The organism is Pseudomonas yangonensis (assembly GCF_009932725.1).
Taxonomy (GTDB): Bacteria; Pseudomonadota; Gammaproteobacteria; order Pseudomonadales; family Pseudomonadaceae; genus Aquipseudomonas; species Aquipseudomonas yangonensis.
This window is the reverse complement of the sequence record NZ_BLJU01000018.1, coordinates 46,551-71,991: the sequence shown is the minus strand read 5'-3', so window position 1 is coordinate 71,991 and position 25,441 is coordinate 46,551. Positions and strand designations below refer to the sequence as shown.

At 62.1% G+C, this 25,441-nt stretch carries 22 protein-coding genes and 1 pseudogene; 10 read left to right on the top strand and 13 right to left on the bottom strand.

Annotation, left to right across the window (positions count from 1 at the left end; all coding sequences use genetic code 11):
* Nucleotides 1–45: 45 nt before the first annotated feature.
* A complete protein-coding gene (locus GYB81_RS17650) occupies nucleotides 46–543 on the bottom strand; it encodes a DUF934 domain-containing protein (RefSeq protein WP_161867087.1) in 498 nt (165 codons plus the stop codon).
* Nucleotides 527–2,185 carry a nitrite/sulfite reductase gene (locus GYB81_RS17645; RefSeq protein WP_161867088.1) on the bottom strand — a complete coding sequence of 553 codons (1,659 nt, stop codon included), beginning with the start codon at nucleotides 2,183–2,185 and terminating at the stop codon, nucleotides 527–529. The genes GYB81_RS17650 and GYB81_RS17645 overlap by 17 nt, the downstream gene beginning before the upstream one ends.
* Before the next feature lie 464 nt (nucleotides 2,186–2,649).
* On the opposite strand from GYB81_RS17645, the gene GYB81_RS17640 reads away from it, so the two are divergent.
* Entirely contained in the window at nucleotides 2,650–3,678 is a 1,029-nt protein-coding gene (locus tag GYB81_RS17640) for an ABC transporter substrate-binding protein (RefSeq protein WP_161867143.1), read from the top strand.
* 1 nt (nucleotide 3,679) lies between these two features.
* On the opposite strand, the gene GYB81_RS17635 is transcribed toward GYB81_RS17640, so the two are convergent.
* The gene (locus tag GYB81_RS17635) at nucleotides 3,680–3,907 is read right to left on the bottom strand and encodes a DUF2970 domain-containing protein (RefSeq protein WP_161867089.1); all 228 of its coding nucleotides are present in this window, start codon (nucleotides 3,905–3,907) and stop codon (nucleotides 3,680–3,682) included.
* A 118-nt stretch (nucleotides 3,908–4,025) separates the two neighbouring features.
* Between GYB81_RS17635 and GYB81_RS17630 the strand changes: the two genes are divergently transcribed.
* Genes GYB81_RS17630 through GYB81_RS17615 form a run of 4 tightly spaced genes read left to right on the top strand, consistent with a single transcriptional unit; the run spans nucleotide 4,026 to nucleotide 7,802 of the window.
* Entirely contained in the window at nucleotides 4,026–4,847 is an 822-nt protein-coding gene (locus GYB81_RS17630; RefSeq protein ID WP_161867090.1) for an AraC family transcriptional regulator, read from the top strand.
* Nucleotides 4,848–4,892: 45 nt separating this feature from the next.
* A complete protein-coding gene (locus tag GYB81_RS17625) occupies nucleotides 4,893–6,296 on the top strand; it encodes an NAD(P)/FAD-dependent oxidoreductase (protein ID WP_161867091.1) in 1,404 nt (467 codons plus the stop codon).
* A gap of 33 nt (nucleotides 6,297–6,329) precedes the next feature.
* The gene (locus tag GYB81_RS17620; protein ID WP_161897912.1) at nucleotides 6,330–6,671 is read left to right on the top strand and encodes a cupin domain-containing protein; all 342 of its coding nucleotides are present in this window, start codon (nucleotides 6,330–6,332) and stop codon (nucleotides 6,669–6,671) included.
* A 54-nt stretch (nucleotides 6,672–6,725) separates the two neighbouring features.
* Nucleotides 6,726–7,802, top strand: a complete 1,077-nt coding sequence (locus GYB81_RS17615) for a polyamine ABC transporter substrate-binding protein (RefSeq protein WP_161867093.1) — start codon at nucleotides 6,726–6,728, stop codon at nucleotides 7,800–7,802.
* A gap of 66 nt (nucleotides 7,803–7,868) precedes the next feature.
* On the opposite strand, the gene GYB81_RS25280 is transcribed toward GYB81_RS17615, so the two are convergent.
* The 4 genes and pseudogenes from GYB81_RS25280 to GYB81_RS17600 form a co-directional block, all read right to left on the bottom strand.
* On the bottom strand, nucleotides 7,869–8,696 hold the full coding sequence (locus GYB81_RS25280; protein WP_438810719.1) for a methyl-accepting chemotaxis protein: 828 nt from the start codon (nucleotides 8,694–8,696) through the stop codon (nucleotides 7,869–7,871).
* 30 nt (nucleotides 8,697–8,726) lie between these two features.
* Nucleotides 8,727–9,752 (bottom strand): annotated as a pseudogene (locus GYB81_RS25275) (HAMP domain-containing protein); the annotation flags it as partial.
* 143 nt (nucleotides 9,753–9,895) lie between these two features.
* Entirely contained in the window at nucleotides 9,896–10,936 is a 1,041-nt protein-coding gene (locus tag GYB81_RS17605; protein WP_161867095.1) for an RNA methyltransferase, read from the bottom strand.
* 157 nt (nucleotides 10,937–11,093) lie between these two features.
* Nucleotides 11,094–12,140, bottom strand: coding sequence for a DUF5924 family protein (locus tag GYB81_RS17600; RefSeq protein WP_161867096.1), 1,047 nt, complete (start codon nucleotides 12,138–12,140; stop codon nucleotides 11,094–11,096).
* A 139-nt stretch (nucleotides 12,141–12,279) separates the two neighbouring features.
* Between GYB81_RS17600 and GYB81_RS17595 the strand changes: the two genes are divergently transcribed.
* Both GYB81_RS17595 and GYB81_RS25355 read left to right on the top strand, forming a co-directional pair.
* Nucleotides 12,280–12,573: a DUF1883 domain-containing protein gene (locus GYB81_RS17595; RefSeq protein ID WP_003246948.1), complete on the top strand. Its 294-nt coding sequence runs from the start codon at nucleotides 12,280–12,282 to the stop codon at nucleotides 12,571–12,573.
* An 86-nt stretch (nucleotides 12,574–12,659) separates the two neighbouring features.
* Complete coding sequence (locus GYB81_RS25355) at nucleotides 12,660–12,746, top strand: small membrane protein YohP (protein WP_461818883.1); 87 nt, start codon at nucleotides 12,660–12,662, stop codon at nucleotides 12,744–12,746.
* 39 nt (nucleotides 12,747–12,785) lie between these two features.
* On the opposite strand, the gene osmE is transcribed toward GYB81_RS25355, so the two are convergent.
* Entirely contained in the window at nucleotides 12,786–13,121 is a 336-nt protein-coding gene (osmE, locus tag GYB81_RS17590) for an osmotically-inducible lipoprotein OsmE (protein ID WP_161867097.1), read from the bottom strand.
* Between the two features lie 141 nt (nucleotides 13,122–13,262).
* On the bottom strand, nucleotides 13,263–16,973 hold the full coding sequence (metH, locus tag GYB81_RS17585) for a methionine synthase (protein WP_161867098.1): 3,711 nt from the start codon (nucleotides 16,971–16,973) through the stop codon (nucleotides 13,263–13,265).
* A 152-nt stretch (nucleotides 16,974–17,125) separates the two neighbouring features.
* Here metH and GYB81_RS17580 point away from each other — a divergent pair, with 152 nt between their 5' ends.
* The 3 genes from GYB81_RS17580 (at nucleotide 17,126) to nfuA (ending at nucleotide 21,234) form a co-directional block, all read left to right on the top strand.
* Nucleotides 17,126–19,402 (top strand): fatty acid cis/trans isomerase, encoded by a 2,277-nt coding sequence (locus tag GYB81_RS17580; protein ID WP_161867099.1) that lies wholly within the window; start codon nucleotides 17,126–17,128, stop codon nucleotides 19,400–19,402.
* 157 nt (nucleotides 19,403–19,559) lie between these two features.
* Nucleotides 19,560–20,579 (top strand): acyltransferase family protein, encoded by a 1,020-nt coding sequence (locus GYB81_RS17575; protein WP_161867100.1) that lies wholly within the window; start codon nucleotides 19,560–19,562, stop codon nucleotides 20,577–20,579.
* 70 nt (nucleotides 20,580–20,649) lie between these two features.
* Nucleotides 20,650–21,234 (top strand): Fe-S biogenesis protein NfuA, encoded by a 585-nt coding sequence (gene nfuA, locus GYB81_RS17570; protein ID WP_017360966.1) that lies wholly within the window; start codon nucleotides 20,650–20,652, stop codon nucleotides 21,232–21,234.
* 50 nt (nucleotides 21,235–21,284) lie between these two features.
* On the opposite strand, the gene GYB81_RS17565 is transcribed toward nfuA, so the two are convergent.
* The 4 genes from GYB81_RS17565 to GYB81_RS17550 all read right to left on the bottom strand — a co-directional run bounded on the left by GYB81_RS17565 (nucleotide 21,285) and on the right by GYB81_RS17550 (nucleotide 25,144).
* Nucleotides 21,285–21,512, bottom strand: coding sequence for a DUF1272 domain-containing protein (locus GYB81_RS17565; protein WP_161867101.1), 228 nt, complete (start codon nucleotides 21,510–21,512; stop codon nucleotides 21,285–21,287).
* Nucleotides 21,513–21,604: 92 nt separating this feature from the next.
* The gene (locus GYB81_RS17560) at nucleotides 21,605–21,871 is read right to left on the bottom strand and encodes a hypothetical protein (protein ID WP_161867102.1); all 267 of its coding nucleotides are present in this window, start codon (nucleotides 21,869–21,871) and stop codon (nucleotides 21,605–21,607) included.
* A gap of 171 nt (nucleotides 21,872–22,042) precedes the next feature.
* A complete protein-coding gene (locus tag GYB81_RS17555; RefSeq protein WP_161867103.1) occupies nucleotides 22,043–23,236 on the bottom strand; it encodes a catalase family protein in 1,194 nt (397 codons plus the stop codon).
* 33 nt (nucleotides 23,237–23,269) lie between these two features.
* Nucleotides 23,270–25,144: a di-heme-cytochrome C peroxidase gene (locus tag GYB81_RS17550; RefSeq protein WP_161867104.1), complete on the bottom strand. Its 1,875-nt coding sequence runs from the start codon at nucleotides 25,142–25,144 to the stop codon at nucleotides 23,270–23,272.
* Nucleotides 25,145–25,441: the final 297 nt, after the last annotated feature.

Here is a 25,441-nt window from a genome sequence, read left to right as displayed (position 1 = left end):
CGCCCCGAACCAGTCGGGGCGTTTCAGTCGATTTGCCAGCGGCGATCAGGCGCGGCGGCGGAACAGCGGTTGCGGTTCGTCGGCCGAAGCCTGATAGACCTCGCTGTAGTCCTCGAAGGCCTTCAGCGCATCAAACGGGTCCTTGTCCGCGCGCAGGGCGAAGGCATCGAAGCCGACGCGGCGCAGGGCGAACAGCTGATCGCGCAGCACGTCGCCGATGGCGCGGACTTCGCCTTTGTAGCCGTAGCGGGTGCGCAGCAGGTAGGCGCTGGAGGAGTGACGGCCATCGGTGAAGGCCGGGAACTCCAGGGCGATGACCTGGAAGTGCGCGAGGTCTTCGGCGATTTCCTCGACCTCGTCACCGGCTTCCAGCCATACACCGAGACCGCCGTCGCGGGCCTTGAGCGCATGGGCATGCTCGCGCCACAGGGCTAGCGGGACGATGATGTCGTCGCAGTTGGGAATGACGTCCAGGGTCACGTCCTTGGCCAGCAGGTGCCAGGTTTCGTCGACCACCTGACCGTTCTTAATGATTCGCTGCATAGACGCGCTCCTTGAACGGGTCGATACCGATGCGGCGATAGGTATCGAGGAAGCTTTCTTCTTCGGTGCGTTGCTCGACGTAGACCTTGATGATCTTGTCGATCACGTCCGGCATGTCGTCCTGGGCGAAGGACGGGCCGAGAATCTGCGCCAGGCTGGCTTCGCGACCGGCGCTGCCGCCGAGCGAGACCTGATAGAACTCCTGGCCTTTCTTGTCCACGCCGAGGATGCCGATATGACCGACGTGGTGGTGACCGCAGGCGTTCATGCAGCCGGAGATGTTCAGGTCGATATCGCCGATGTCGAACAGATAGTCGAGATCGTCGAAGCGGCGCTGAATGGCTTCGGCCACCGGGATCGACTTGGCGTTGGCCAGCGAGCAGAAATCACCGCCCGGGCAGCAGATGATATCGGTCAAAAGGCCCACATTCGGCGTGGCGAAGCCCTGCTCACGCAGCTCGCCCCACAGGGTCAGCAGCTGACGCTGCTCGACGTCGGCGAGGATGATGTTCTGGTTGTGGCTGTTGCGCACTTCACCGAACGAATAGCGGTCGGCCAGGTCGGCGATGGCATCGAGTTGCTTGTCGGTGACGTCGCCCGGCGCCACGCCGGTGGGCTTGAGCGACAGGGTCACGGCGACGTAGCCGGGCTTCTTGTGGGCGAAGGTATTGCGCTGGCGCCAGCGGGCGAAACCCGGGTGCTCGGCGTCCTGCTGAGCGAGCAGGGCGTCTTCGTCGTTCAGGGCCTGGTAGGCCGGGTCGACGAAATGCGCGGCGACGCGAGCGACCTCGGCCTCGGTCAGGGTGGTCGGGCCATCCTTGAGGTGCGCCCACTCGGCGTTCACGCGCTCGGCGAATACCTCGGGGGTCAGTGCCTTGACCAGAATCTTGATGCGCGCCTTGTACTTGTTGTCACGACGGCCATAGCGGTTGTACACGCGCAGGATGGCGTCGAGATAGCTGATCAGGTGCTGCCAGGGCAGGAATTCGTTGATGAAGCTGCCGACGATCGGGGTACGGCCCAGGCCGCCGCCGACGGACACGCGAAAGCCCAGCTCGCCAGCCTCGTTCTTCACCGCTTCCAGGCCGATGTCATGCACTTCGATGGCGGCGCGGTCGCTGACGGCGCCGTTGACGGCGATCTTGAACTTGCGCGGCAGGTGGCTGAATTCGGGGTGGAAGGTCGACCACTGACGGATGATTTCGCACCAGGGGCGCGGATCGACGATCTCGTCCTTGGCTACGCCGGCGAACTGGTCGGTGGTGGTGTTGCGTATGCAGTTGCCGCTGGTCTGGATGGCGTGCATCTGCACGGTGGCCAGTTCGGCGAGAATCTCCGGCACGTCTTCCAGCTCCGGCCAGTTGTACTGAACGTTCTGGCGGGTGCTGATATGGGCATAGCCCTTGTCGTAGTCGCGGGCTATCTTGGCCAGCATGCGCACCTGAGTAGACGACAGCAGGCCATAAGGCACAGCGATGCGCAGCATGGGCGCGTAGCGCTGGATATACAGACCGTTCTGCAGGCGCAGCGGACGGAATTCCTCGCCGCTCAGCTCTCCGGCGAGGTAGCGGCGGGTTTGATCGCGGAACTGCTTGACGCGATCCTCGACGATCTTTTGATCGTACTGGTCATATACGTACATGAAGGGTCCTGTTTTCAGGCTGCTTACTGCCAATCAGCGCGCACGGCCGCGCACTCCCCGAGGAGCCGGGGCACGATACCAGCTCAGGTTTATGCGTAAAAGTGATGTTTGAATATATAAACCTAGCTTTAAGGAATAAGACTGTCCTAAAGCATAACCAGATGGTTTGAGCCAGTGCCGAGGCTGGTCTTAAATGCAGTATGCGTCACCCACAATCACAAGAAGAGGGGGAGCCATGAGCGAACACACCGATATGGATAATTCCGACAGCGTCATCGACGCCTGGGCGATCTTCTGCCTGATCCTGATTGCGGTGGGGACTGCGGTCTTCTGGGTTAGCGGGCAGTGAGCGTGAAGGCCGGCGCGCATTAGCGGTCGGCCTTTTTCTTTTTGCACCCTATACTGCGCCCCGTCAACCGGGGAGGGGCGTCGTGAGCAGGTGGGTGTTGGGCCTGGGGTTACTGTTGTGCTGTGCACTGGCGACAGCGCAATCGCGTGCGCCGTCGGTGGTTTTTCTCAATCCCGGTTATTCCGACGAGCCGTTCTGGAGCGATTACGCCCTTTATATGGCTGACGCCGCTGGCGATCTGGGCGTGCAACTGACCGTGCTTTACGCTGAACGCGACCCCGTGCGCATGCTGAGCAATGCCCGGCAGGTCCTGCAGGGCGAGCATCCGGATTACCTCATCTTTACCAACGAGCAGTTCCTGGGGCCTGAACTGCTGCGTTTGTTCGAAGGCAGTCAGGTGCGTCTTTTCGCCCTGCACAGCACGCTCACCGATGAGCAGCAGAGCCTGATCGGTGGTAGCCGGGAACGTCATCGCAACTGGCTGGGCAGTCTGGTGCCCAACGACGAGGACGCGGGCTACCTGATGGGGCGCGAACTGATTGCACTCAGCCGCGGGCAGCCAACCGAGTTGCTTGCATTTGCCGGCGTCAAGCAGACGCCATCCTCGATGTTGCGCCTGGCCGGCCTGCAGCGCGCGCTGAGCCGGGCGCCGCATGTGCGTCTGGTGCAGGCTGTGCATGGCGAATGGCTTGAGCAGCGTGCCTATGAGCAGGCCGTCAGCTTGCTGCCGCGCCATCCGCAGGTGAGCCTGATCTGGTCCGCCAACGACGCAATGGCGTTCGGTGTCATGCGGGCGGCTTCCGAACAGAATCGGACGTTGCACTATGCTGCGTTAAACAACTCGCCGCGGGTGCTGCAAGCGCGAACAGACGGACAGGTCGAGGTCCTGGCCAGCGGGCATTTCCTTCTGGGCGCCTGCGCTATGGTGATGCTCAGTGACCACGCCCGCGGGTTGGATTTCATCGAGCGCGGTGGCAAGGATCAGGAGGCGCGGCTGCTGCGCATCATCGACAGGGAGCAGGCGCAGAGGCTGCTCAGACGCCTTGGTCAGGCGGATATCGAAATGGACTTTCGCCAGTTCAGCGCGGTGGCACAGCCTCAGCTGCAGCGGTATGACTGCTCGATCGCATCACTGCTGGACTGACTCAGCCGGTCGCCAGGTGCAGGATCAGTTTCACTGCGCCCAGCAGCACGATCACGAACAAGGCAGTGAAGAGAATCCCGAGCAGAATGAAATGACCGGGTTTGCCGCGGCTGAAGTCACGGCTGCGGTTCTTGCCGCTCTGTACGCCGAGCGCTGCCGCCAGCACGCTCTGTAGCATCTCGCGCAGGGTCAGTGGGGCCTGCTGGGGATCTTTGTCCTGATCTGTCATGTCGGTCTCTCCTTCGCTGCTGCAAGCATAGTCCGCAACCTGCCAGGCAGCACGAGGGGGCTAGGCTGGCTTCTGCTAATCAGGCAATCTGCCAGGGCGCTGACCACCGACGCCGACCATGCCTGACGATCTTTTTGCCGACGATGCCGCGCAAACCGAGCGCACCCGTGAAACCATCCTGCGCTATCACCTGAGCTGGAAGCACCGTGATCTCGAAGCGGTGCTGGCGCTGTACCACCCGGACATCGAATACAACGATTTCTATCAGCAGCTTTGCATGCGCCTGGCCGACCTGCGCGAGTACGTCGAGGCCAACCTGCCGCGCCGCCCGGGCGAGCTGCTGGAGCATGTCGATCGTATTCGCATCGATGGCCATACGGCCTTCATCCAGTACCGCACCAGCCTGCTGGGCGGGGACGGGCTGGTGTCGTTTCGCACCGGCGAGGCCATCACCGTGCGCGACGGCCTGATCTGGCGCATCAACGAATACGCGACCCTCGTGCATGAGGCCCGTGGCGCGGGCGAAACTGCCACTTCACGCCCGGCGATCAGTCGTCTGGGGTTGTCGACGCGTCAGCTCGGGCAACTGGCGCAGGATTTACAGGATTACTTCCAGCGCAGCCGGCCATTTCTCGACCCGGAGCTGGACCTGCAGCAGGTGGCAGCGGCGACTGGCTACAGCCGCAACCAGATTTCCCATCTGCTCAACCAGGTACTCGGCGAAAGCTTCTATCGCTACGTCAATCGCGCTCGCCTGCAGTACCTGCTCGACGCCCTGCAGGCCGGCAGTGACCTGAAACCTATCGACGAGCTGGCCTTTGCTTCAGGCTTCAATTCCCTGTCGGCGTTCTACAGCTGTTTCAAGCGCCACACCGGGCTATCGCCGAAGGCTTATCTCAAGAAAATTTCCTCGCGGGTACGCACGCAAGACAGCACCTGATCGCCACTACTAGCCTTGCGTCATCAACCGATGACGGAGGCATGGATGAACTGGCGCAACATCAGCCTATGGATGGATCAGCTCGATGATCCACTGCAGGCGCGGCCCAGCCTGCAGCACGATATTCAGGCAGACGTAGCCATCATCGGCGCCGGCTATACCGGCCTGTGGACGGCCTATTACCTCAAACGGTACGCCCCACAACTGCGCGTCGTGATTTTGGAGGCCGAGACGGCCGGTTTCGGCGCTTCCGGGCGTAACGGCGGCTGGCTGATGGGTAACCTGCTCGGTGAGGATCACCTGCTGGCCGCTCGGCCGTCTGCCGCGCGCAAGGCATCCTTCGACCTGCTGCACGCTATTCCCGACGAAGTGGCCGAGGTGGTGGCCCGCGAAGGCATCGATTGCGACCTGCGCAAGGGTGGCGTGCTGTATTGCGCCGCGCGCTATCCGGAGCAGGAAGTGCGCCTGCGCGATTACCTCGAGCACTTGCGCGAGCTGGGCCTCGGTGAAGACGATTACCGCTGGCTGTCACCGAGCGAGCTGGTCGCGCAACTGCGTGTCGCCAATGCCTATGGCGCGCTGTACAGCCCGCATTGCGCGACCATTCAGCCTGCCAAGCTGGTGCGGGGTCTGGCGCGTAGCGTCGAAGATATGGGCGTCGAGCTCTACGAGCGCAGCCCGGTGATCGACTGGCAGCCAGGCCAGGTGCGCACGGCTCAGGCTCGCGTCACGGCCGATTGGGTGGTGCCGGCCATCGAGGGTTATGCGGCCACCTTGTCACCGCTGGGCAATCACCAGTTGCCGGTGCAGAGCCTGATCGTGGCCACCGAGCCGCTGCCGGCGGACATTTGGGCCGGTATCGGCCTGGAGCGTGGGCAGGCGTTCAGCGAATTCAGCCGCCAGGTCACCTACGGCCAGCGCAGCCTCGATGATCGTCTTATCTTCGGTGCGCGTGGTGGCTATCGCTTTGGAGGCCGGCTGCGTAACGACTTCAACCTGACTGAGGACGAACGCGGTCTGCGCCGCTACCTGATGGGTGAGCTCTTCCCGCAACTGCGCAACGTGCGCTTCAGCCACTCCTGGGGTGGCAATCTGGGCATGGCACGGCGCTTCCAGCCGCACATGCTGCGTGACTCGCGCAACCGTATCGCGCTGTCTGGCGGCTACGGTGGTGAGGGCGTCGGTGCCAGCAACCTGGGTGGGCGAACCCTGGCTGATCTGATTCTGGGCCGCGACAGCGAACTGCTGCACCAGCCCTGGGTGCTGAATGATAGCCCGATTTCCCGTTTGCCTCGCTGGGAGCCCGAACCCTGCCGCTGGCTCGGTTACAACGCGATCATCCGCAGTTTCGTTCACGAGGACGAAGTACTCGCCAACCCGCGCAGCCCAGCCTGGCGACGGCGTCTGGCGCAGGCGGTGGCGGCGCGCATGGAAAGCCTGATGGGCTGAGCGAATGCCAGCCGTTCTTTATCTGGAGTACTCATGAACATTACCCTTTTTCGCGACACCCCCGGCATCGCCCTGGATACGTCCAGCCCTGTCGCCGTCCCGCTGGGCGAGCCGGTGGCGGTCGCCTCGACCACCAGTGTCGAGCGCAGTGATGGCGTCGAGACCGGCGTCTGGGAATGCACCCCGGGGCGCTGGCGCCGACAGATCGTGCAGCAGGAGTTCTTTCACTTCGTGGCCGGGCGCTGCACCTTCACGCCTGACGGCGGCGAGGCTATCGAGATCCGCGCTGGCGACGCGTTGATGATGCCGGCCAACACCCTCGGCATCTGGGACATACAAGAAACGGTGCGTAAGACTTATGTGCTGATCTTCTGACCGGCACCTTTTCAGTGACTGCCTACAACAACAAGATCATCGACGAGGTATTCCATGCTGAAGAAACTCCTGCCGTGCCTGATCCTGGCCGGCACCGCCCATGCAGCTGACAGCGTGCGTATCTACAACTGGACCGACTACATCGCCCCGGACACCCTCAAGCAGTTCGAAAAGAGCAGCGCCCTGGGCACCCATTATGACGTCTATGACAGTAACGAGACGCTGGACGCCAAGCTCATGGCCGGTCGCTCCGGCTACGACGTGGTGTTCCCCTCCAACCACTTCATGGCCCGGCAGATCCAGGGTGGCGCACTGAAGAAGCTCGATCGCAGCAAGCTACCGAACTGGAACAACCTCAACCCGGTGCTGATGAAAGCGCTGGAGGTGAACGATCCGGGCAACGAACACGGCTTCCCTTACCTGTGGGGCAGCACTGGTATCGGTTACAACGTCGACAAGGTACGTGCGGTCTTGGGCGATGACGTGAAGATGGACAGCTGGGACGTGCTGTTCGACCCGGCCACGCTGGCCAAGCTCAACCAGTGCGGCGTGGCGATCCTCGACAACGGCCCGGAAATGCTGCCGATTGCCCTGCATCATCTGGGGCTACCGCACCATAGCAAGAACCCCGAGGATTATCGGCGCGCCGAAGCGCTACTGATGGAGATGCGCAAGAACGTGCGCTATTTCCACTCTTCCAAATACGTTGGTGACCTGGCCAATGGCGAGATCTGCATGGCGGTTGGCTTCTCTGGCGACATCATGCAGGCTGGCGCCCGCGCCGCAGAAGCGAGCAACGGGGTGAAGATTCAATACGAGATTCCCAAGGAAGGCGCGCCGATCTGGTTCGACATGGTGGCCATGCCGGCTGATGCAGGGAATGAGGAGGGCGCCTATGCCTTCATGAACTACCTGCTGCAGCCCGAGGTGATGGCTGCCATCAGCAATCATGTGAAGTACGCCAATGGCAACGCCAAGGCCGACAGCCTGGTCGATCCCGCGCTCAAGGCAGACCCGACCGTCTATCCACCTGACGCGGTCATGGACAAGCTGTACACGCTGGAGGCCATGCCGTTGAAGATCGACCGGGTACGCACGCGCATCTGGAGCAAGGTCAAGAGCGGTGTCTGATCGCTACGATTAAAAAGCCCCGGCATGCCGGGGCTCTTTCCTGCGCGCGGGTTAGCTGCGCTTGGCTCAGACCTTGAAGCGGCCCAGCAGGCGATCCTGCTGGCCGACTTGCTCCACCATCGAGGCGCACTGGCGAACCTGCTGTTCGGCGCCGCCAGCCAGTTCATGGCTGATGTCGCGAATGTTGGTGGTATTGCGGTTGATCTCCTCGGTGGTGGCGCTCTGTTCTTCGGCTGCAGTGGCGATCTGCAGGTTCATGTCGTTGATGCGGGTGATCGCCTCGCGGATGCGGCCGAGCATGTCGTTGGCCGCGCCGGCTTCCTCAGCGGTCTTGCTGGCCGTATCGCGGCTTTGCTGCATACGGCTCTCGGCCTGACGCACACCGCCCTGGAGCTGGTCGATCATCTGCCGGATTTCCTGCGTGGCCTGTTGCGTGCGCGAGGCCAGCGAGCGTACCTCGTCGGCGACCACGGCAAAGCCGCGGCCGGATTCGCCGGCGCGCGCGGCCTCGATGGCGGCGTTCAGCGCCAACAGGTTGGTCTGCTCGGCGATGCTGGTGATGACCTGCAGGATCGACTCGATATTGTGGCTGAGCTTGGCCAGCTCGTTGATGGCATGACTGGTTTCGTCCATCTCGTCGGCCAGGTGGCGAATCGCCGAACTCGATTGCGACACCACGCGCACGCCGTTCTCGGTTTCCTCGTTGGCGGCAACGGCTGCCTGGGCTGCGGCCTGGGCGTTGCGTGCCACTTCCTCGGCTGTGGAGGCCATTTCCTGCATGGCGGTGGCCAGTTGATCGAGTTCCTGCAGCTGTTCCTGCAGGCGGCGAGCGGCCTGTTCCGATTCGTTCGAGGTCAGTGCGGTGCTTTCGCGGACCTGATGCGAGCTGCTCATGACGTCGCCGATCAGTGTCTGCAGGGTCTGCAGGAAACGGTTGAACTCCTGCGACAGCTCGCCCACCTCGTCGTTACTGGTGATCGCCAGGCGGCGGGTCAGATCGCCTTCACCGCTGTTGATTTCGCGCAGCGAGGTGCCAAGCAGCCCCAAGGGTTTGAGCAGGCTGTTCATCAGCAGGCCCAGCACCACCAAACTGATGGCCACGCCGACCACGGTACCGACTACCGCCAGCCAGGTCAGGCGATTGGCCTCGGCCATGACCACGCTTTCGTCCAGTACCACGCCGATATACCAGTCCATGCCACGCAGATTGGGCAGCGGGGTGAAGGAGATCAGCAGCGTTTTGCCGCCGGCCTCGACCTCGCGCAAATCCTGACCCAGTGCCGGACTCTGACCATCGAAGAGTGCGCTGTAGGACTTGCCGTTATAGTCGGCGTTGGGGTGGGAAATGATGTTGCCCGAGCGGCTGAGCAGGAAGGCGTAGCCAGCATCGTTGAAATCCAAGGTATTGACCGCGTCGGCTACCGATTGCAGGCGGATATCGCCGCCGAACGCGCCCAGAAACTGGCCAGCATCGCTGATGCGGGCCACGGCGGAGATAAGGATTTCATTTGTGGTGGAATCCACGTACGGCTCGGTCAGCATGGCCTGGCTGGCAGCTTTGCCAGTGGCGTACCAGGGGCGTTGGCGTCCATCCCAATCCGCGTTCGGTTTCCACTCATCGCTGTTCTTGATCGGTTTACCGTCTGCTTCCAACGCTCCGAATACCAGAATGAATTCGCTCTTGAGCAGCGGCGCGTTGAACACCCGTTGGGTTTCTTCGGGGCTGTAATTGCTATCGATGGTCTGCGCCATCAGGTCAATCAGCCTCAGCTTGGCGTTGAGCCAGTTCTCGATTTGCCCGGCCAGGGCACTGCTCGACTCGGCAATGCTTTCTTCAACCTGGCTGCGCAGGGTTTCTCGTACCTGGCTGACCTGCGAAAGGGATAACAAGCTGGTGGTAAGAAAAAGCACGGTCGCGGCTGCGATACCGACCTTGTGGGCGATTTTCATCGGTGGACTCCAGGATGCAAGAAAGGCGGGGCTGCATCCATGCAAGGTGGTTCTTTAAAACCTAGTACAGTGCTGGCGTTTTGCCTGTTGGACGTGTGTTCTCTGTACGTTGCTTATCGGTTAAGCGCAGCCGTTCTTGAGCATCAGCCGCGATTTTTATGCAGCCGACTGGTGTTGACCACATCCACCGCCCGTGCACGCAACTGACCGCAACCGCCATCCACGTCCTGGCCGGCGGAGTTGCGCACCTTGGTCAGCACACCCCGGCTATGCAGGTAGCGCACCATCTCGACGATGCGCTCACCGTCGGGGCGTTGGTATTCGTCGGCTTCCAGGCTGTTGTAGGGGATGAGGTTGAGCACGGCGAACTTGCCCTTGAACAGGCGCAGGATGTTGTCCATTTCCTGCTGACTGTCGTTGATGCCCCTGAGCAGCGTCCATTGGTACTGGATTGGGTAGTCGATGCTGCGGGCATAAGCTTCGCCCAGCTCCATCAGCTGCTCCGGGTCGATGCGTGGCGCTTTGGGCAGCAGGCGCTGGCGCAGCTCGGCGTCGGTGGTGTGCAGCGAAAGGGCCAGGGCAGGGCGCACGCGTTGTTTGGGCAGGCGTTCGAAGACGCGGGGATCGCCAACCGTGGAGAACACCAGATTGCGGTGACCGATACCGCCCTCGGTGCCGAGCAGGTCGATGGCCTCCAGCACGTTGTCGAGGTTGTGAGCGGGTTCGCCCATGCCCATGAACACCACCTTCTTCACCGCGCGCCGACGCCGGCCGAGCACCACCTGAGCGACCATCTCGGCACTGCTGAGCTGGCGCAGCAGACCGCTCTTGCCGGTCATGCAGAAGGTGCAGCCGACGGCGCAACCCACCTGGCTTGAGATGCACAGGCCGTCCCGAGGCAACAGCACGCTTTCAACCATCTGCCGGTCGGCCAACTCCACCAGCAGGCGCGATGAGCCGTCGGAGCCCGGGTGTTCGCTGCTGACCCGGGCCAGCTGCTCGAGGCTTTCGGCAATGGCAGGTAGCCCTTCACGCACCGTAAGCGGCAGGAAATTCTCGGTTTTCTGGTGCTTGGTGCCGGTGTCCAGCGCCTTGCCCTGCAGCCAGGCACGGGTAATGCGCCCGATATGCTGGGGCTTGGCGCCGAGATCGGCGAGGCGTTGGTTGAGTTCGTTGAGCTGCATGGGGCGCGCATGCTACCACCGCGACGTGTCCCTGCGTAGGCCGTTTCAGCGGAGGGCACGAGATCGGCTACGCAGGCCAGGCTCCGCGACACGGCTCTTTGCAAGCGCTTGGAGCGGTGCCGGCGAGCGGCGCAAGAGTCACCGCGAACTTCCGTTATTAGAACGGTGGAGTGGTCGGCTCGCGTGGCGCCGAAGAGACCACCTCGAAGCGCAGCACACCGATCATCTGCCCGGCCTCGGTGACGACCCGAACCTGCCAGCGCCCCTCGGGCGAGGCGGGGAAATTGAGCTTATGCGTCCAGGCGCGATAGCCCTGCTTGCGCCCGCCGCTGATGTCCAGGGCGATGCGATCGACTTCCCGGCCATTGTGCTGCCAGATGTGATAGATGCGCTCGTTTAGGCCGCGCGGGGCATTGATCGCGGTGTAGGCGTAGAGCCCATCATCATGCAGCTGCTGCGGTGTAACCCGTTTCAGACTGGCACCTGGCGCTCGCTGCTCACCATCGAAGCGGTCACTGATCGCCACTTCCGTCAGCCACAACGTCGCCGGCGGGACCCAAACCCGCGCCATCCAGCCCGCGCTGGCCATGGCCAGCGGCAAGACAGCCAGCAGCAGGCTACGTCGCCAGCCAGCGAGACCGATTAGCCCCGGAAGGCTCGGTAATGCCAGCAACGTGGCGACCGCCAGGGCGATGCGATAGCTCTGCGGCGTGCTCAGGTGAAAGATGATCGGCAGCGCAGTCAGCGTTACCGTGAACAGCGTCAGGCTGTGAAAGATCAACAGCAGCCAGCGTCTAGGCGCCAGCCAGCGGTAGTAGATCGGGTCGGTGATCGAAGCCAGCGCAGCAATCGCCAGCAGGCCGCTGAACAGCAACTGCCCGCTGTTCCAGGTCGTGGTGATGAAAAAGAACGGCAGGACGAAGAACAGACTTTCCTGATGGATCATCTGCGTGCCGTAGCGCAGCAACGGCAGCGGCAGCTCGAAGCCGAAGCGCTGGGCAATGCGCTCGCGCAGCAGGTTTTCCAGAATCAGCCAGACCCAGCTGATCACCAGCACCACGCCCAAGACCTTGGCCAGATGCGCCTGGCGGTCGACCAAAAGAAAACTGGCCAAGCCCGAGCAGAAGCCGAACAGCGCAACCAGGCCGGGATAGCGCTTGAGCAGTGCGATAAGAGCGGGGATGTGGTCGAGCACGGCTTTCATGGCGGCAGGGCATGGCAATTGTGGGCGCGCATGCTAGGCAGCATGTGCCTGGACGGCAAGCGAGTCGTCAGCTGTGCTGGCGATGCCGCGCCGCTTGCGGCACTATTGCGCCCCCGTTTCACCACCGAGTCCGAATACGATGAAATTCATCCATCAACGCGAGCATCTGGAAGAGGGCGATCTGGTGGTCATCCAGTGTTCGCAACCCTGCAACATCCGCCTGATGAACGATGCCAACTTTCGCGCATTCAGGAACCGTGGTCGGCACAGTTACCACGGCGGCGCCTTCATCAAGTTCCCGGCGAAGATACGGGTGCCCTCCAGCGGCTTCTGGAACATCACCCTGGACACCGTCACCCGGCGCGCCGTGAGCATGACGCGTAAACCGCAGATGGAATACAGCATCAAGATCGTTCGCCGCCCGGGCGCCTGATCAATGCTGTCGCAGATGGAAAAAAGCTAAACGCTGACGTTCTCGCCGGGTCACAACTCGTGAACCCCCAAAAAAGGAGCGTCAGCATGCTGAAATTCATAGGCGGTACCGCCGGTATCATTTTCATCATCGGCCTGATCGTGGTGATCGGGCTGTTTAAACTCATCTTCTAGACCCATCAGCCCCGCTGCATGCAGCGGGGCTGACCGTATTCAGAGCCTTTTGCGCTGATTGCCCTGATGCTGTTCGCAGGTCATGAAGCCCTTGCTGTCGACGCGGTCGTTGACGTCGAAGTCCACGTAATAAGGCTGTTCCACCCCGTCGACATTCATCACGTAGTTATTGCAGGTGCCGCCGGTGACGCTGTTGCGCACTTCCGATGAGGGCGGGCCGCCAAGGGTGCGTACCTGTTCCCTGGTCATGCCATGGTCGACCTGCTTGACCAGAGGTTCGTTGCGAAAGGTCACGTAGTCGACCGGGTTCTCGATGGTCGAGCAACCGGTCATCACGGCCGCTACGGCCAGGACTGCAAGGCTGTGCTTGTGCATGTCATCGCTCCGTCGAATGAGCCGAATTGGCTCGACATGAGTTGGAGCGGTGTTCCGGCGTGGGAGTTCGTGTTTTTCGATGATCGGCGCGAGTCGTCTCTCTTAGAATGAAAAGAGCCCGCTATCGCGGGCTCGTTTGCATCAGTCGTCGTAGCCGAGGTTCGGCGCCAGCCAGCGCTCGCTGATGGCGAGGTCTTGACCCTTGCGCTCGCTGTAGCGCTCGATCTGATCCTTGTCGACCTTGCCCACGGCGAAGTACTGCGCCTCGGGGTGAGCGAAGTACCAGCCGGAAACGGCGGCGGCCGGGAACATGGCGTAGTGCTCGGTGAGGAACACGCCGCTGCGGCCGGCCTGGTTGTAGTCGGCCTCAGGGTCGAGCAGTTTGAACAGCGTGGCCTTCTCGGTGTGATCCGGGCAGGCCGGGTAGCCAGGGGCAGGGCGGATGCCCTTGTACTGCTCGCGGATCAGCGCCTCGTTGTCCAGTTGCTCGTCCGCTGCGTAACCCCAGTACTCCTTGCGCACGCGCTCGTGCAGCCACTCGGCGCAGGCTTCGGCCAGGCGGTCGGCCAGGGCCTTGACCATGATCGAGTTGTAGTCGTCGCCTTTGGCCTCGTAGGCCTTGGCCACTTCCTCGGCGCCGATGCCGGCGGTGGTGATAAAGCCACCTACATAATCCGTAATGCCGCTTTCCTTCGGTGCGACGAAGTCGGCCAAGGACAGATTCGGCTTGCCATCGGGCTTGATGGTTTGCTGACGCAGGTGGTGCAGGGTGGCGAGCTGTTCGCCGTTGTCACCGTAGACTTCGATATCGTCGTCACGCACCTGATTGGCGGGCCAGAAGCCGAAGACCGCACGAGCCTTGATCAGTTTCTCGTCGATCAGCTTCTTCAGCATCGCCTGGGCGTCGTTGAACAGGCTGGTGGCGGCTTCGCCGACGATCTCGTCGGTGAGGATGCGTGGATACTTGCCGGCCAGATCCCAGGAGATGAAGAAGGGCGTCCAGTCGATGTACTCGGCCAGCACATAGAGGTCTATGTCGTCCAGCACCTGCGCGCCAGTGAAGCCCGGTTTCGGCGCGACGTAGCCGTTCCAGTCGAAGGCCGGCTTGTTGGCGATGGCATCGGCATAGCTCAAGCGCTCGGTGCGGGTCGCGCGGGCGGCGGTGCGCTCGCGCACCACCACGTATTCCTCGCGGTTCTTCTGCACGAAGTCGGCCTTGAGCTCCTTGGACAGCAGCTGGGTGGCCACGCCCACGGCCCGCGAGGCGTCGGTGACGTAGACCACGGCGTCGTTGCTGTACTGCGGGTCGATCTTCACCGCCGTGTGCGCCTTGGAGGTGGTGGCGCCGCCGATCATCAGCGGCAGGGTAAAGCCCTGGCGCTGCATTTCCTTGGCGACATGGACCATCTCGTCCAGCGAGGGGGTGATCAGCCCGGACAGGCCGATGATGTCGCATTTCTCGTCGCGCGCGGTCTGCAGGATCTTCTCCGCCGGCACCATCACGCCCAGGTCGACGATATCGTAGCCATTACACCCAAGAACCACGCCGACGATATTCTTGCCGATGTCGTGCACGTCGCCCTTGACCGTGGCCATGAGTATCTTGCCCTTGGCCTCCGGCTTGTCGCCTTTCTCGGCTTCGATGAAGGGGATCAGGTGCGCCACGGCCTGCTTCATTACCCGCGCGGATTTGACCACCTGCGGCAGGAACATCTTGCCCGAGCCGAACAGGTCGCCGACCACGTTCATGCCGGCCATCAGCGGCCCTTCGATCACCTCGATGGGGCGTGCGCACTGCTGACGGCACTCTTCGGTGTCTTCGACGATGAAGGCAGTGATGCCCTTGACCAGCGCGTGTTCCAGGCGCTTGTCCACCGGCAGCGAGCGCCATTCCTCGTTCTCGACTTCCTTGGCGGCGCCGTCGCCCTTGTACTTGTCGGCGATGGCCAGCAGCGCCTCGGTGGCGCCCTCGTTGCGGTTGAGCACCACGTCCTCGACCGCGTCGCGCAGCTCCTTGGGAATCTCGTCGTAGATCTCCAGTTGGCCGGCGTTGACGATACCCATGGTCAGGCCGTTCTGGATGGCGTAGTAGAGGAACACCGAGTGGATCGCTTCGCGCACCGGGTTGTTGCCACGGAAGGAGAACGACACGTTGGACACGCCGCCACTGGACAGCGCGAAGGGCAGCTGGTCGCGGATATAGGCGCAGGCTTCGATGAAGTCCACCGCGTAGTTGTTGTGCTCCTCGATGCCGGTGGCCACGGCGAAGATATTCGGGTCGAAGATGATGTCTTCGGGCGGGAAGCCCACTTCGTTCACCAGGATGTCGTAGCTGCGCTGGCAGATTTCCTTCTTGCGCGCGGCGGTGTCGGCCTGGCCGACCTCGTCGAAGGCCATTACCACCACGGCGGCGCCATAGCGCTTGCACAGGCGGGCGTGGTGCTTGAACTGCTCGACGCCTTCCTTCATGGAAATGGAGTTGACGATGCCCTTGCCCTGGATGCATTTCAGGCCCGCTTCGATCACCTCCCACTTGGAGGAGTCGATCATGATCGGCACGCGGGAGATGTCCGGCTCGCCGGCGATCAGGTTGAGGAACCTGACCATGGCGGCCTTGGAGTCCAGCATGCCTTCGTCCATGTTGATGTCGATCACCTGGGCGCCCGCTTCCACCTGCTGCAGGGCGACTTCCAGGGCCTCGGTGTAATTCTCCTCGCGGATCAGCCGGGCGAACTTGGCGCTGCCGGTGATGTTGGTGCGCTCACCGACGTTCACGAACAGCGAGTTGCGGTCGATGGTGAAGGGCTCCAGGCCCGACAGGCGACAGGCCTTGGGAATGTCCGGGATCACGCGCGGCGGGTACTTGGCCACCGCCTCGGCGATCGCCTGGATATGCGCCGGGGTGGTGCCGCAGCAACCGCCGATGATGTTGAGGAAACCCGAAGCGGCGAACTCTTCCACCACCGTCGCCATTTCGGCAGGCGACTCGTCGTACTCGCCGAAGGCGTTGGGCAGGCCGGCGTTGGGGTGCGCGGACACATGGGTGTCGGCCTTGTTGGCCAGCTCTTCCAGGTACGGGCGCAGGTCCTTGGCACCGAGGGCGCAGTTCAGACCCACGGAAATCGGCTTGGCGTGGCGCACCGAGTTCCAGAACGCCTCGGTGGTCTGGCCGGACAGGGTGCGGCCGGAGGCGTCGGTGATGGTGCCGGAGATCATGATCGGCAGTTCGACGCCGTCTTCCTCGAACACCTGCTGCACGGCGAAGATCGCCGCCTTGGCGTTCAGGGTATCGAAGATGGTCTCGATCAGGATCAGGTCGGCGCCGCCCTCGATCAGGCCGCGGGTGGCTTCGGTGTAGTTCTCCACCAGCTCGTCGAAGGTGACGTTGCGGTAGCCAGGGTCGTTGACGTCCGGGGAGATCGAGCAGGTGCGGCTGGTCGGGCCTAGCACCCCTGCGACGAAGCGCGGACGATCCGGGGTTTCCAGAGTCTTGGCATCACAGACTTCACGGGCCACGCGGGCGCCGGCCAGGTTCAGCTCGTAGACCAGCTCCTCCATGTCGTAGTCGGCCTGCGACACGCGGGTGGCGTTGAAGGTGTTGGTTTCCAGGATGTCGGCACCGGCATCCAGGTAGGCCTTCTCGATGGCGGCGATGATCTGCGGCTGGGTCAGCAGCAGCAGGTCGTTGTTGCCCTTGACGTCGCTCGGCCAGTCGGCGAAGCGCTCGCCACGGTAGTCGGCTTCCTCCAGCTTGTAGCTCTGGATCATTGTGCCCATGCCGCCGTCGAGGATCAGGATGCGCTCCTTCAGGGCTTGCTGGAGGGCTTGGAGGCGTGCGCTGCGATCGGACATGAGGACTACCTGAGCAAAGCGGGAACAAAGGTGCGCGATGATAGCAAAGCTGCAGGGTTCTGGAGCGCTCCGGCGGTTTTCATGAATTTCATTCATGTTGCTGGAGGCGCCGTCTCGCTAGAATTGCCAGCATCGCAACCAAGGACGAGGCCATGCTCAAGCCCGCTGCATTGTTTTTTCTTTCCTTCGCAGCTGGCCTGGCCCGCGCCGAAGCGATTTCTTACGTCGATGACGTCCAGCCCATCCTCACCCACAAGTGCGTGGCGTGCCATACCTGTTATGACGCCCCCTGCCAGCTCAATCTCGGCAGCGGGGAGGGCGTCCTGCGGGGGGCCAGCAAACAGCTGGTCTATGACGGCACGCGCAGCAAGGCGCAGGCCACCACACGGCTCTACCTGGACGCGCAGGGCGAGGCGGCCTGGCGTAAACGCGACTTTCACTCGGTGCTCGATGGCGAGAACGGCCAGGCTGCACTGATCAGGCGCATGCTGGAGCTTGGGCGCAGCCAGCCGCTCGAGCCCAACGCCAAGCTTCCTGGCAACCTCGACATAGCCATCACCCGCAGTAACAGCTGCCCACTACCGGGCGAGTTCGCCGCCTATGCGCAGAAGAATCCCCACGGCGGCATGCCGTTCGCGGTGGCCGGCCTGAACGATGAAGAGTACGCCACCCTGGAACAGTGGCTGGCGCAGGGGGCGCCGGTCGCCGAGCAGGCGCTCAAACCCAGCGCGGTCGAGTTGCGTCAGGTGGAGCAGTGGGAGACTTTCCTCAACGCGCCGGGTGCGCGGCAGGATCTGGTCTCACGCTGGCTCTACGAGCACCTGTTCCTGGCGCATCTGCACTTCGAGGGCGGCGAGCCTGGCCACTTCTTCCAGATGGTGCGCTCGCGTACCCCCAGCGGCAAACCCATCGACCCTATCGCCACGCGGCGACCTAACGATGACCCGGGCTCGGAGTTCTACTACCGCCTGTGGCCGATCCAGGGTGTGATCGTGCACAAGACGCACATCACCTATCCGCTGAGCGAGGACAAGCTGGCCCGGGTCAAGACGCTGTTCTTCGCAGAGGACTGGGCACTCGATGCCGTGCCGGGCTACGGGACGCAACGTCGGGCCAACCCGTTCGAAACCTTCGCCGCGATTCCGGCGCAGGCGCGTTATCAGTTCATGCTGGATAACGCCGAATACTTCGTGCGTACCTTTATCCGTGGCCCGGTATGCCGCGGGCAGATCGCCACCGACGTGATTCGCGACAATTTCTGGGCGCTGTTCCAGGCCCCGGAACATGACCTTTACCTCACCGATGCCGAGTATCGACGCGAGGCCACGCCGCTTTTGGCCATGCCCGGCCAGATCGACGATATCGGCGATCTGCTGGGGTTGTGGCGCGACTATCGCAACAAGCGCAACGATTATGAAAACCTGCGCAGGGAAGCCTACGCCGATGCGCCGCCGGCGGACTGGGAACATATCTGGAGTGGCAACGACAACGCGTTGTTGTCGATCTTCCGCCAGCACGACAGTGCCTCGGTGCGTAAAGGCCTGCTGGGTGAGATACCGCAGACCCTCTGGTGGCTGGACTATCCGCTGCTGGAGCGCACCTACTACCAGCTGGTAGTCAACTTCGACGTGTTCGGCAATGTCTCGCATCAGGCGCAGACGCGCCTGTACTTCGACCTGATCCGTAACGGCGCCGAGGTGAACTTCCTGCGCCTGCTGCCGGCTCGTTCGCGTGAGGCCTACCTGGACGACTGGTACCAGAACAGCGGCAAGCTGAAGATGCTGCTGGACTACACCTCGGTCGATCACCGTTCGCCGAGCGCTATCGCTCTGAGTGGCAAGGATCCGAAGAAGCAGTTCGCCGAACAGTTGCTGCAGCGCTATGACAGGCTGAATGCGCGTCCCGATCCGATCAACCGCTGCGCTGGTGCGCACTGTTATCGCGACGGTCTGCCCAAGGAGCTGCAACATGCCGAACAGGCGCTGTCGCGTCTGGCCAGTCGTCCGGCAGGCGGTTTGCGAGTGATCGATCAACTGCCGGAAGCGACCATGCTGCGAGTGGAACTGAGCGACGGCTCGCGGGAGATCTACAGCCTGTTGCGCAACCGCGCGCACAGCAATGTCGCCTTCATGTTGGGTGAGGAGCTGCGCTATCAGCCACGCCTGGACACCCTGACCCTCTATCCCGAGGTGATGAGCAGCTATCCGAACTTTCTCTTCAACGTCAAAGCCGGAGAGGTGGATGCCTTCGTCAAGCAGATGGAAGGCGCGCGCGACGCACGATCCTTCGAGCGTATCGTCGAGCGCTGGGGCATACGCCGCAGCCATCCCGAGTTCTGGCGTTATTTCCATGATCTGGCCGAGCATATCCGCGAAACCCAGCCGCTGGAGGCCGGGGTACTGGACATGAACCGCTACCAGAACCTCTAGCACCGAAAACAGCGCGTGGCGGATACTGATGTCCGCTGCGCTGCTGTCGTTCACCGTTTATGCCGCCGACCTTTCTTCCCCCGCTGCGGTCGGACCCTGTAGTTGCCTGATTCAGGCAGCCGGGTTACGAGTTGAGCGCAAGGGGAATGGCGGTTTCATGCTGGTTTCAGTGCAGGCTTTACGGGCATTGGCGGCCTGGGTTGTGGTGTTTCATCACGTCATGCAGGTGTTCTTCAATTTTCAGGCCGACAGCTTCGTCGGGCGGCTGTTCGCCGAAAGGGGGGCGGTTGGCGTCGATATCTTCTTCGTCATCAGCGGGCTGGTGATCTATCTGTCCACTCGGGGCAAGACCATCACCCCCTGGCGCTTCATGCTCAATCGTGTGCTGCGCATCGTCCCGGCCTACTGGCTCTACTCATTGATCGCGGCGCTGATCATCGCCTTCGCCAATCAGGTGATGCCCGTGCAGGAGTTCGACCTACACCATTTGCTGCTCTCGCTGTTCTTCATCCCCGCCGAAAATCCTGGGGGCTTCGGCCTCTATCCGACGCTCAACGTCGGCTGGACGCTGAACTACGAGATGTTATTCTACCTGCTGTTCGCCCTGGCCTTCATTGTAACCGAGCGTCTGCGCCTGCTGTTCATCGTCCTTGCCCTGGCCACGTTCAGCCTGCTGGCAACCCAGCCGTGGATGAGCGACTTCTACCGCAACAGCATCGTCTACGAGTTCATCTTCGGCATGCTCCTGGGCGTGGCCTACAAGCGGGGCTGGATTCGCCAGGGCTTGTGGCTGCCGCTGCTGGTCATCGCGGCCTCGCTGCTGACCATCTACCACTTCGACAACTCCATGCGCCTGCTGCATTGGGGGCTGCCGAGCGCGTTGATCGTCGCCGCCTGTATCGCCATGGAGCCCTGGTTCAAGGACAACCGGCTACTGAGCCATCTGGGCGACTGTTCGTATTCGGTCTATCTGCTGCACGTGATCGTACTGTCCCTGGCTTGGTACCTGCAGACCCGTCTGGATCTTGCGCCTGCCGTCGTGATCGCGGCCTGCGTACCGGTGATCGCGGTCGCCGCCTGGGGCAGTTATGAGCTGATCGAAAAGCGTTTTGTCGTTCGTGCCAAAGTCTGGGTCGGGCACCGAGCAGGACGGGAAGGGCTGCAGTCGCTATCCTGAGTAAATTAGTAGGACTATATTCAGGTCGTCACTTGGCGTACAATCCGCCGCATGACCGTGAGGAGTTGCCATGAGTGCCATCACCATTACCCAAGCTGCCGAAGATTACCTGGCCGAGCTGCTGAGCAAGCAGGACACCCCGGGTATCGGCATCCGCGTTTTCATCACCCAGCCAGGTACGCCTTATGCGGAAACCTGCATCGCCTACTGCAAGCCGGGTGAACAGAAGCCTGAAGACACCGCCGTTGGTCTGGCCAGCTTCACCGCCTGGATCGATGGCATCAGCGAGCCTTTCCTGGAAGACGCCGTAGTCGACTACGCCACCGACCGTATGGGCGGCCAGCTGACCATCAAGGCGCCGAACGCCAAAGTGCCGATGGTCAATGAGGACAGCCCGCTGAACGAGCGCATCAACTACTATCTGCAGACCGAGATCAATCCCGGTCTGGCCAGCCACGGCGGCCAGGTGAGCCTGGTCGACGTGGTCGACGAAGGTATTGCCGTACTGCAGTTCGGTGGTGGGTGCCAGGGTTGTGGCCAGGCTGACTACACGCTCAAGGAAGGCATCGAGAAAACCCTGCTCGAGCGTATTCCGGAACTCAAGGGCGTGCGTGACGTGACCGACCACAGCAATCGTGAGAACGCCTATTACTGACAGGCGCAGCGCACAGAAAAGGGGCGACCGAGAGGTCGCCCCTTTTCATTTCAGGCTTTGTGCACGCGTTCGCTGGATGCTGGAAAGCGTTCGAGCTTTTCCGCAGGGCGGATCGGCCGCTTCACCAGTTCGCCGCCGCAGTTCGGGCAGCGCAGTGCCAGCACCGACTCCGCGCAGGAGCGGCAGAAGGTGCATTCGAAGGAGCAGATCAGAGCGTCGGAGCTGGCTGGCGGCAGATCGCAGTCGCAGTTCTCGCAGTTGGGGCGCAGTTCAAGCATGGCGCTAGGCTCGCAATGGTGGCCGATTGCAGCAGTCTGCAGTCTCCCCAGGGCCAAGCGCAACGGGGCGCACAAGGCGCCCCGCAAAAGCCTTACTCCGGCATGCTCCACGGCGCCAGGTCGAAGCCCTGGCTGCGCAGTTCGTCGCGCGAGTGCTGCAGCGCATCTTCCAGCTGCTGCGGGTCGGTGTAGGTGGCGCTGGACAGTTGGCGGCCGAGCAGGCGGGTGCTGGTGCGGTCGATGACGCTGATGTTGACAATGCCGGTGCCGTCTTGCGGAGTCCAAGCTACGCACTGGAACGGGCGGAAGGCGCGATCGGCAATCAGCAAGGCTTCGTTGAAACGCAGCGGTGTGTTCATGGGTTCGGTTTCTCCGAGTTGATCCCAACAATTAATTGCGGCCAGCATGTTGGCCTTACATTGCTGTTGATGAACTCAGCGAACCCATAAGTCACACATCGCTGAAAAAAGTTTTATTGCTGTGCGAAGTGCCGCAATAAAAACTTCTGGCGTCTCGCCGATTACAACTTTTTACTGCGAAAGTTCCGCACCCGCTTCCGCGTCGATCGGTCGCAGCTCAGGCGCGGCGGGGGCTGGAGCGTTACGCTGCTGCCGGTAGGCGCTCACCGCTTCGTATACCGACTTGCGCAAACGGTTGATACCGCCGATAGGGCGGTGTTCGGGTAATGCATGCCAGGGGTTGAAGGACAAATTGTCGCAGAAGAGGTTTTGTTCGCGACTATCGAAGTCCTGAGGCTGCACGGTAATGCGTGCGACGCTTTCGAAAGGCGATATCTTTTCGCTCCATTCCACTGTCGGATCTTCGATGGGCATGTAGTACTGCGCGTTCTGTTTTTGTACCTGAAGTTCGAAACAGGCGGGTACGCGGTCCAGTGACAGTTGCTGGTAAAGCGCGTTGCGCAGGAAGTTGGGCAAGTCGGTGTTCTGTTCCGGCAGTTCGTAGGGCGGGCAGTTCTGCGGAGTCGGTATCACCCGGTACTTGATGTTCAGCTCTCCGAGCTTGAACGGCGCGATGGAGTTGTAGGTGGTAGCCACCGGACTTTCCGGCGCAGGCGCCAGGGTCTTCAGGGCGATGAACAGATGACGGATCTCCCAGCTGCGCGGGTCCCAGCTGGGGAAGAACGCCAGAGCCTTCTTGCCGTCGGCCTGGGCGGCGAAGTTGCTGCGGTATTCGGCGACGTCGCGCACGAAGAAGGCAGGGTGATTGAACATCACGAAATCCTGCTCACCGGCATTTGCCGGGCTCTTCATGAGTTTCTCACCGGGCACGTCGAGCAGCTTGATGGCCATGCCGCGGGCATCGCGGGCGCGGTCGAACTGCGGGTAGGCGTTGCCGTTGGACAGGCGCATCCAGGCTTGCCAGGTGTGCCCTGGCTCGCTGAACACGCCCTGGCGCAGCGATTCGTCCAGGGTGTCGAGCACCTGCACTTCGGCCCTGACGCAGCCGTGTGCCTTGGCATGGGCATCGCGCAGCACGCGGGTATTGTCACGGTGCTGCTCGACGATGCGTACGGCATCTTCGATGATCAGCCGGCTGAGTGCGGCTTCATCCGGAGCGATCTCTTCCTGGGTCGAGACCGGGCCGGAGAATTTCCAGCCGTAATAGGCCTCGCCCAGCCCCCAGCCAACCAGGCCGAGCAGTGCGACGGTGAGCAGCAGTTTGCCGAGCAGGCGACCGAGCCAGAGCCAGAAGCGTTTCAACATCGTTGTAATCCTTGTTCTAGATATCGGTTGAAATCAGCCTTCGCAGCTCGGGCCGGATGTCCAGGGGCGTACCGGCACGTCGCTGAGCTGGGTTTCCAGTTCGGCATTGCCGAGTACCTTGAGGTATTCGATCAGCGCCAGGCGCTCGTCCGGCGACAGGGCGCGGCCGATCACACCTTCCTGGCGGCAACCATCGCGGAATTCATGGCCGCCGTTGCCATTGCCGGTGACGCGGGTGTCGAGCAGGAAGCCGCCCGCGAACTCCTCGCTGCGATAGCCCACCCGGACCGGGTCGTATTCGAAGTTGCCAACCCAGAACCTGGCCTGCCGCTCGTAAACGGGAGAAAGCAACTCGAACAGATTGGGCACCGAACCGTTGTGCAGGAAGGGCGGGGTGGCCCAGATGCCGTCCAGCGGGCGCGCCTTGTAGCCGCGTTTCTCCTGAACGCCGATGGGCAACCCGTAGCCGTCCATTTCCTGGCGCTGGCGTGGCCCTATGCCGGCGTCCTGATAGGCGCGGTTCTCCACGTAGGCGGTGATGTAGGCCAGGGCTTTGGCGCTGGAAATGCGCTTGAAGTCGACGTCGTCGAGGCTGGCGCCGTATAGCTTTACGTCAAGCTGCGACAGTTCGGCCTTGGTCCAGCCGAGGCGGCTGATGTCGAAACGATGATCGGCGATGTTGTCGGCAGTGGTCGGGTCCGTGCCGACGATGCTGATCGGCACCACTCGCATCCTCCATTCGGGGTCGCGTGACGGCGCCAGGCGCTGGTCGCGGGGCTTGGGATCAGGGGCGTGGCAGTAGGCGCAGTTTTCGCTGTAGAGGGCCTTGCCGCGACTGGCCAGAGGCAGGTCTACCTTGCCCAATACTGCCTCTGGCCACTTCGGTGGTTGCAGTCGTTTCAGGGTTTCCTCGAGGGTATACAGATCGTGCAGGCGCACGCTGGACGCATAGCGGTCCGCCGCGGCGACGCCTTTGCCCTGTTCGTCGAGCAGATGCAGGCTTGCCCCGACGCCCAAGGCTTCGCCGACGTTGCGCGCCATGGGCTGCATGGCCGAGCCGTTCCACTGCACCCAGTCGAACTTCCAGATGTCCCAGAGGTGCGGATAGCTAACCGGGGCGTCGGCGACGCGGTAGTTGGCTTCGTCCAGAGCATCACCAAAAACCGTGTTGGCGATGCGCCCGAACGCATCGGTGCGGCCAAAACCTTCTTCGGTCGGGTAAAGACCGCGATGCCAGTCGTTGAACGCGGTCGCCAGCAGCCGATCGAGTACCTGCTTGAACTCCTCGCGCAGCTGGTCACGGTCCTGCTCATACTGGTCGCCCAGGACTTGCTGAGCGAAACGACGGAATTTCAGCGGGTTGTAGTAAGTGAACGCCATGCTCATGCCCAGCGCCTGGCCGAAGCCGCCGCCGCGCAGAGTCGGTACGGTGGATGCCAGCGAATGCAGGGCGGCGCCGCCGTCGATGCGTACGGCATGGCCTTTGTAGCGCAGCTCGCCGGTGTGGCAGGCGGCGCAACTGATGTCGAGAAAGTGTTCGCCGCTCTCGCTGTCCTGATGGCGAGTGAAGCCAACGGGCAGATTGCCGGGGTTGAGCGCGCTTGGCTGTTGCCTGGGATCGGTAAGAAAACCGAAGCGGGCAAGATAATCGAGGCGGGCGAACCTTTCCGTACTGAATGGCATTTCCAGCGCAGTGAACCAGTCGTAGCGCAGGCCTTTCACCGTGGTGCCTTGCGGCGTGTAGTAATAGGTCTGGCGCTGCTCGTCACTCCACTGCTGCAGATAGTGCAGCTCGTTGGGCTGCTGGTAGGTTGGCAGGTTGGGGTTGGCCACGTAATACAGAACCACGGCCAGGCCGACCAGTGCCAGCAAGATCACGAACTTGAGAGTACGGCGCAGCAGACGCATCGGAAACTTCCTTGTGGCGTTCTTATTGATGGGCCGTTATGCCAATACTGCAGGCTATTGGCAAGTTGCTATCGCCGAGATCATGAAACTGCGCAATAACCCACAGGAACAAGACTTATAGAGAAACGATCCATTAAGCGTCAAAGTTCTTGCTAGCGTTACACTTGTGTGCGCCAAAGCATTGTTTTTATTGGGATTACAAAATAATGGCGCCAAGGATGGAGTATGCGGGCCGTTTCCGTTTTATCCCGGCGTTTACTGGTGCTCGAGCCTTTCATGGTATGCGAAGCGTTGCTT

Bases quoted from the DNA above. Each gene is read 5' to 3' on its own strand.
- osmE (WP_161867097.1), bottom strand. From the start codon at position 13,121: ATGCACAAGCACAGCCTTGCAGTCCTGGCCGTAGCGGCCGTGATGACC.
- GYB81_RS17565 (WP_161867101.1), bottom strand. From the start codon at position 21,512: ATGCTTGAACTGCGCCCCAACTGCGAGAACTGCGACTGCGATCTGCCG.
- GYB81_RS25355 (WP_461818883.1), top strand. From the start codon at position 12,660: ATGCTGAAATTCATAGGCGGTACCGCCGGTATCATTTTCATCATCGGC.
- nfuA (WP_017360966.1), top strand. From the start codon at position 20,650: ATGAGTGCCATCACCATTACCCAAGCTGCCGAAGATTACCTGGCCGAG.
- GYB81_RS17620 (WP_161897912.1), top strand. From the start codon at position 6,330: ATGAACATTACCCTTTTTCGCGACACCCCCGGCATCGCCCTGGATACG.
- GYB81_RS17580 (WP_161867099.1), top strand. From the start codon at position 17,126: ATGCTCAAGCCCGCTGCATTGTTTTTTCTTTCCTTCGCAGCTGGCCTG.
- GYB81_RS17615 (WP_161867093.1), top strand. From the start codon at position 6,726: ATGCTGAAGAAACTCCTGCCGTGCCTGATCCTGGCCGGCACCGCCCAT.
- GYB81_RS17635 (WP_161867089.1), bottom strand. From the start codon at position 3,907: ATGACAGATCAGGACAAAGATCCCCAGCAGGCCCCACTGACCCTGCGC.
- GYB81_RS17550 (WP_161867104.1), bottom strand. From the start codon at position 25,144: ATGCGTCTGCTGCGCCGTACTCTCAAGTTCGTGATCTTGCTGGCACTG.
- GYB81_RS17625 (WP_161867091.1), top strand. From the start codon at position 4,893: ATGAACTGGCGCAACATCAGCCTATGGATGGATCAGCTCGATGATCCA.
- GYB81_RS17560 (WP_161867102.1), bottom strand. From the start codon at position 21,871: ATGAACACACCGCTGCGTTTCAACGAAGCCTTGCTGATTGCCGATCGC.
- GYB81_RS25280 (WP_438810719.1), bottom strand. From the start codon at position 8,696: ATGAGCAGCTCGCATCAGGTCCGCGAAAGCACCGCACTGACCTCGAAC.
- metH (WP_161867098.1), bottom strand. From the start codon at position 16,973: ATGTCCGATCGCAGCGCACGCCTCCAAGCCCTCCAGCAAGCCCTGAAG.
- GYB81_RS17605 (WP_161867095.1), bottom strand. From the start codon at position 10,936: ATGCAGCTCAACGAACTCAACCAACGCCTCGCCGATCTCGGCGCCAAG.
- GYB81_RS17595 (WP_003246948.1), top strand. From the start codon at position 12,280: ATGAAATTCATCCATCAACGCGAGCATCTGGAAGAGGGCGATCTGGTG.
- GYB81_RS17650 (WP_161867087.1), bottom strand. From the start codon at position 543: ATGCAGCGAATCATTAAGAACGGTCAGGTGGTCGACGAAACCTGGCAC.
- GYB81_RS17600 (WP_161867096.1), bottom strand. From the start codon at position 12,140: ATGAAAGCCGTGCTCGACCACATCCCCGCTCTTATCGCACTGCTCAAG.
- GYB81_RS17575 (WP_161867100.1), top strand. From the start codon at position 19,560: ATGCTGGTTTCAGTGCAGGCTTTACGGGCATTGGCGGCCTGGGTTGTG.
- GYB81_RS17555 (WP_161867103.1), bottom strand. From the start codon at position 23,236: ATGTTGAAACGCTTCTGGCTCTGGCTCGGTCGCCTGCTCGGCAAACTG.
- GYB81_RS17630 (WP_161867090.1), top strand. From the start codon at position 4,026: ATGCCTGACGATCTTTTTGCCGACGATGCCGCGCAAACCGAGCGCACC.
- GYB81_RS17645 (WP_161867088.1), bottom strand. From the start codon at position 2,185: ATGTACGTATATGACCAGTACGATCAAAAGATCGTCGAGGATCGCGTC.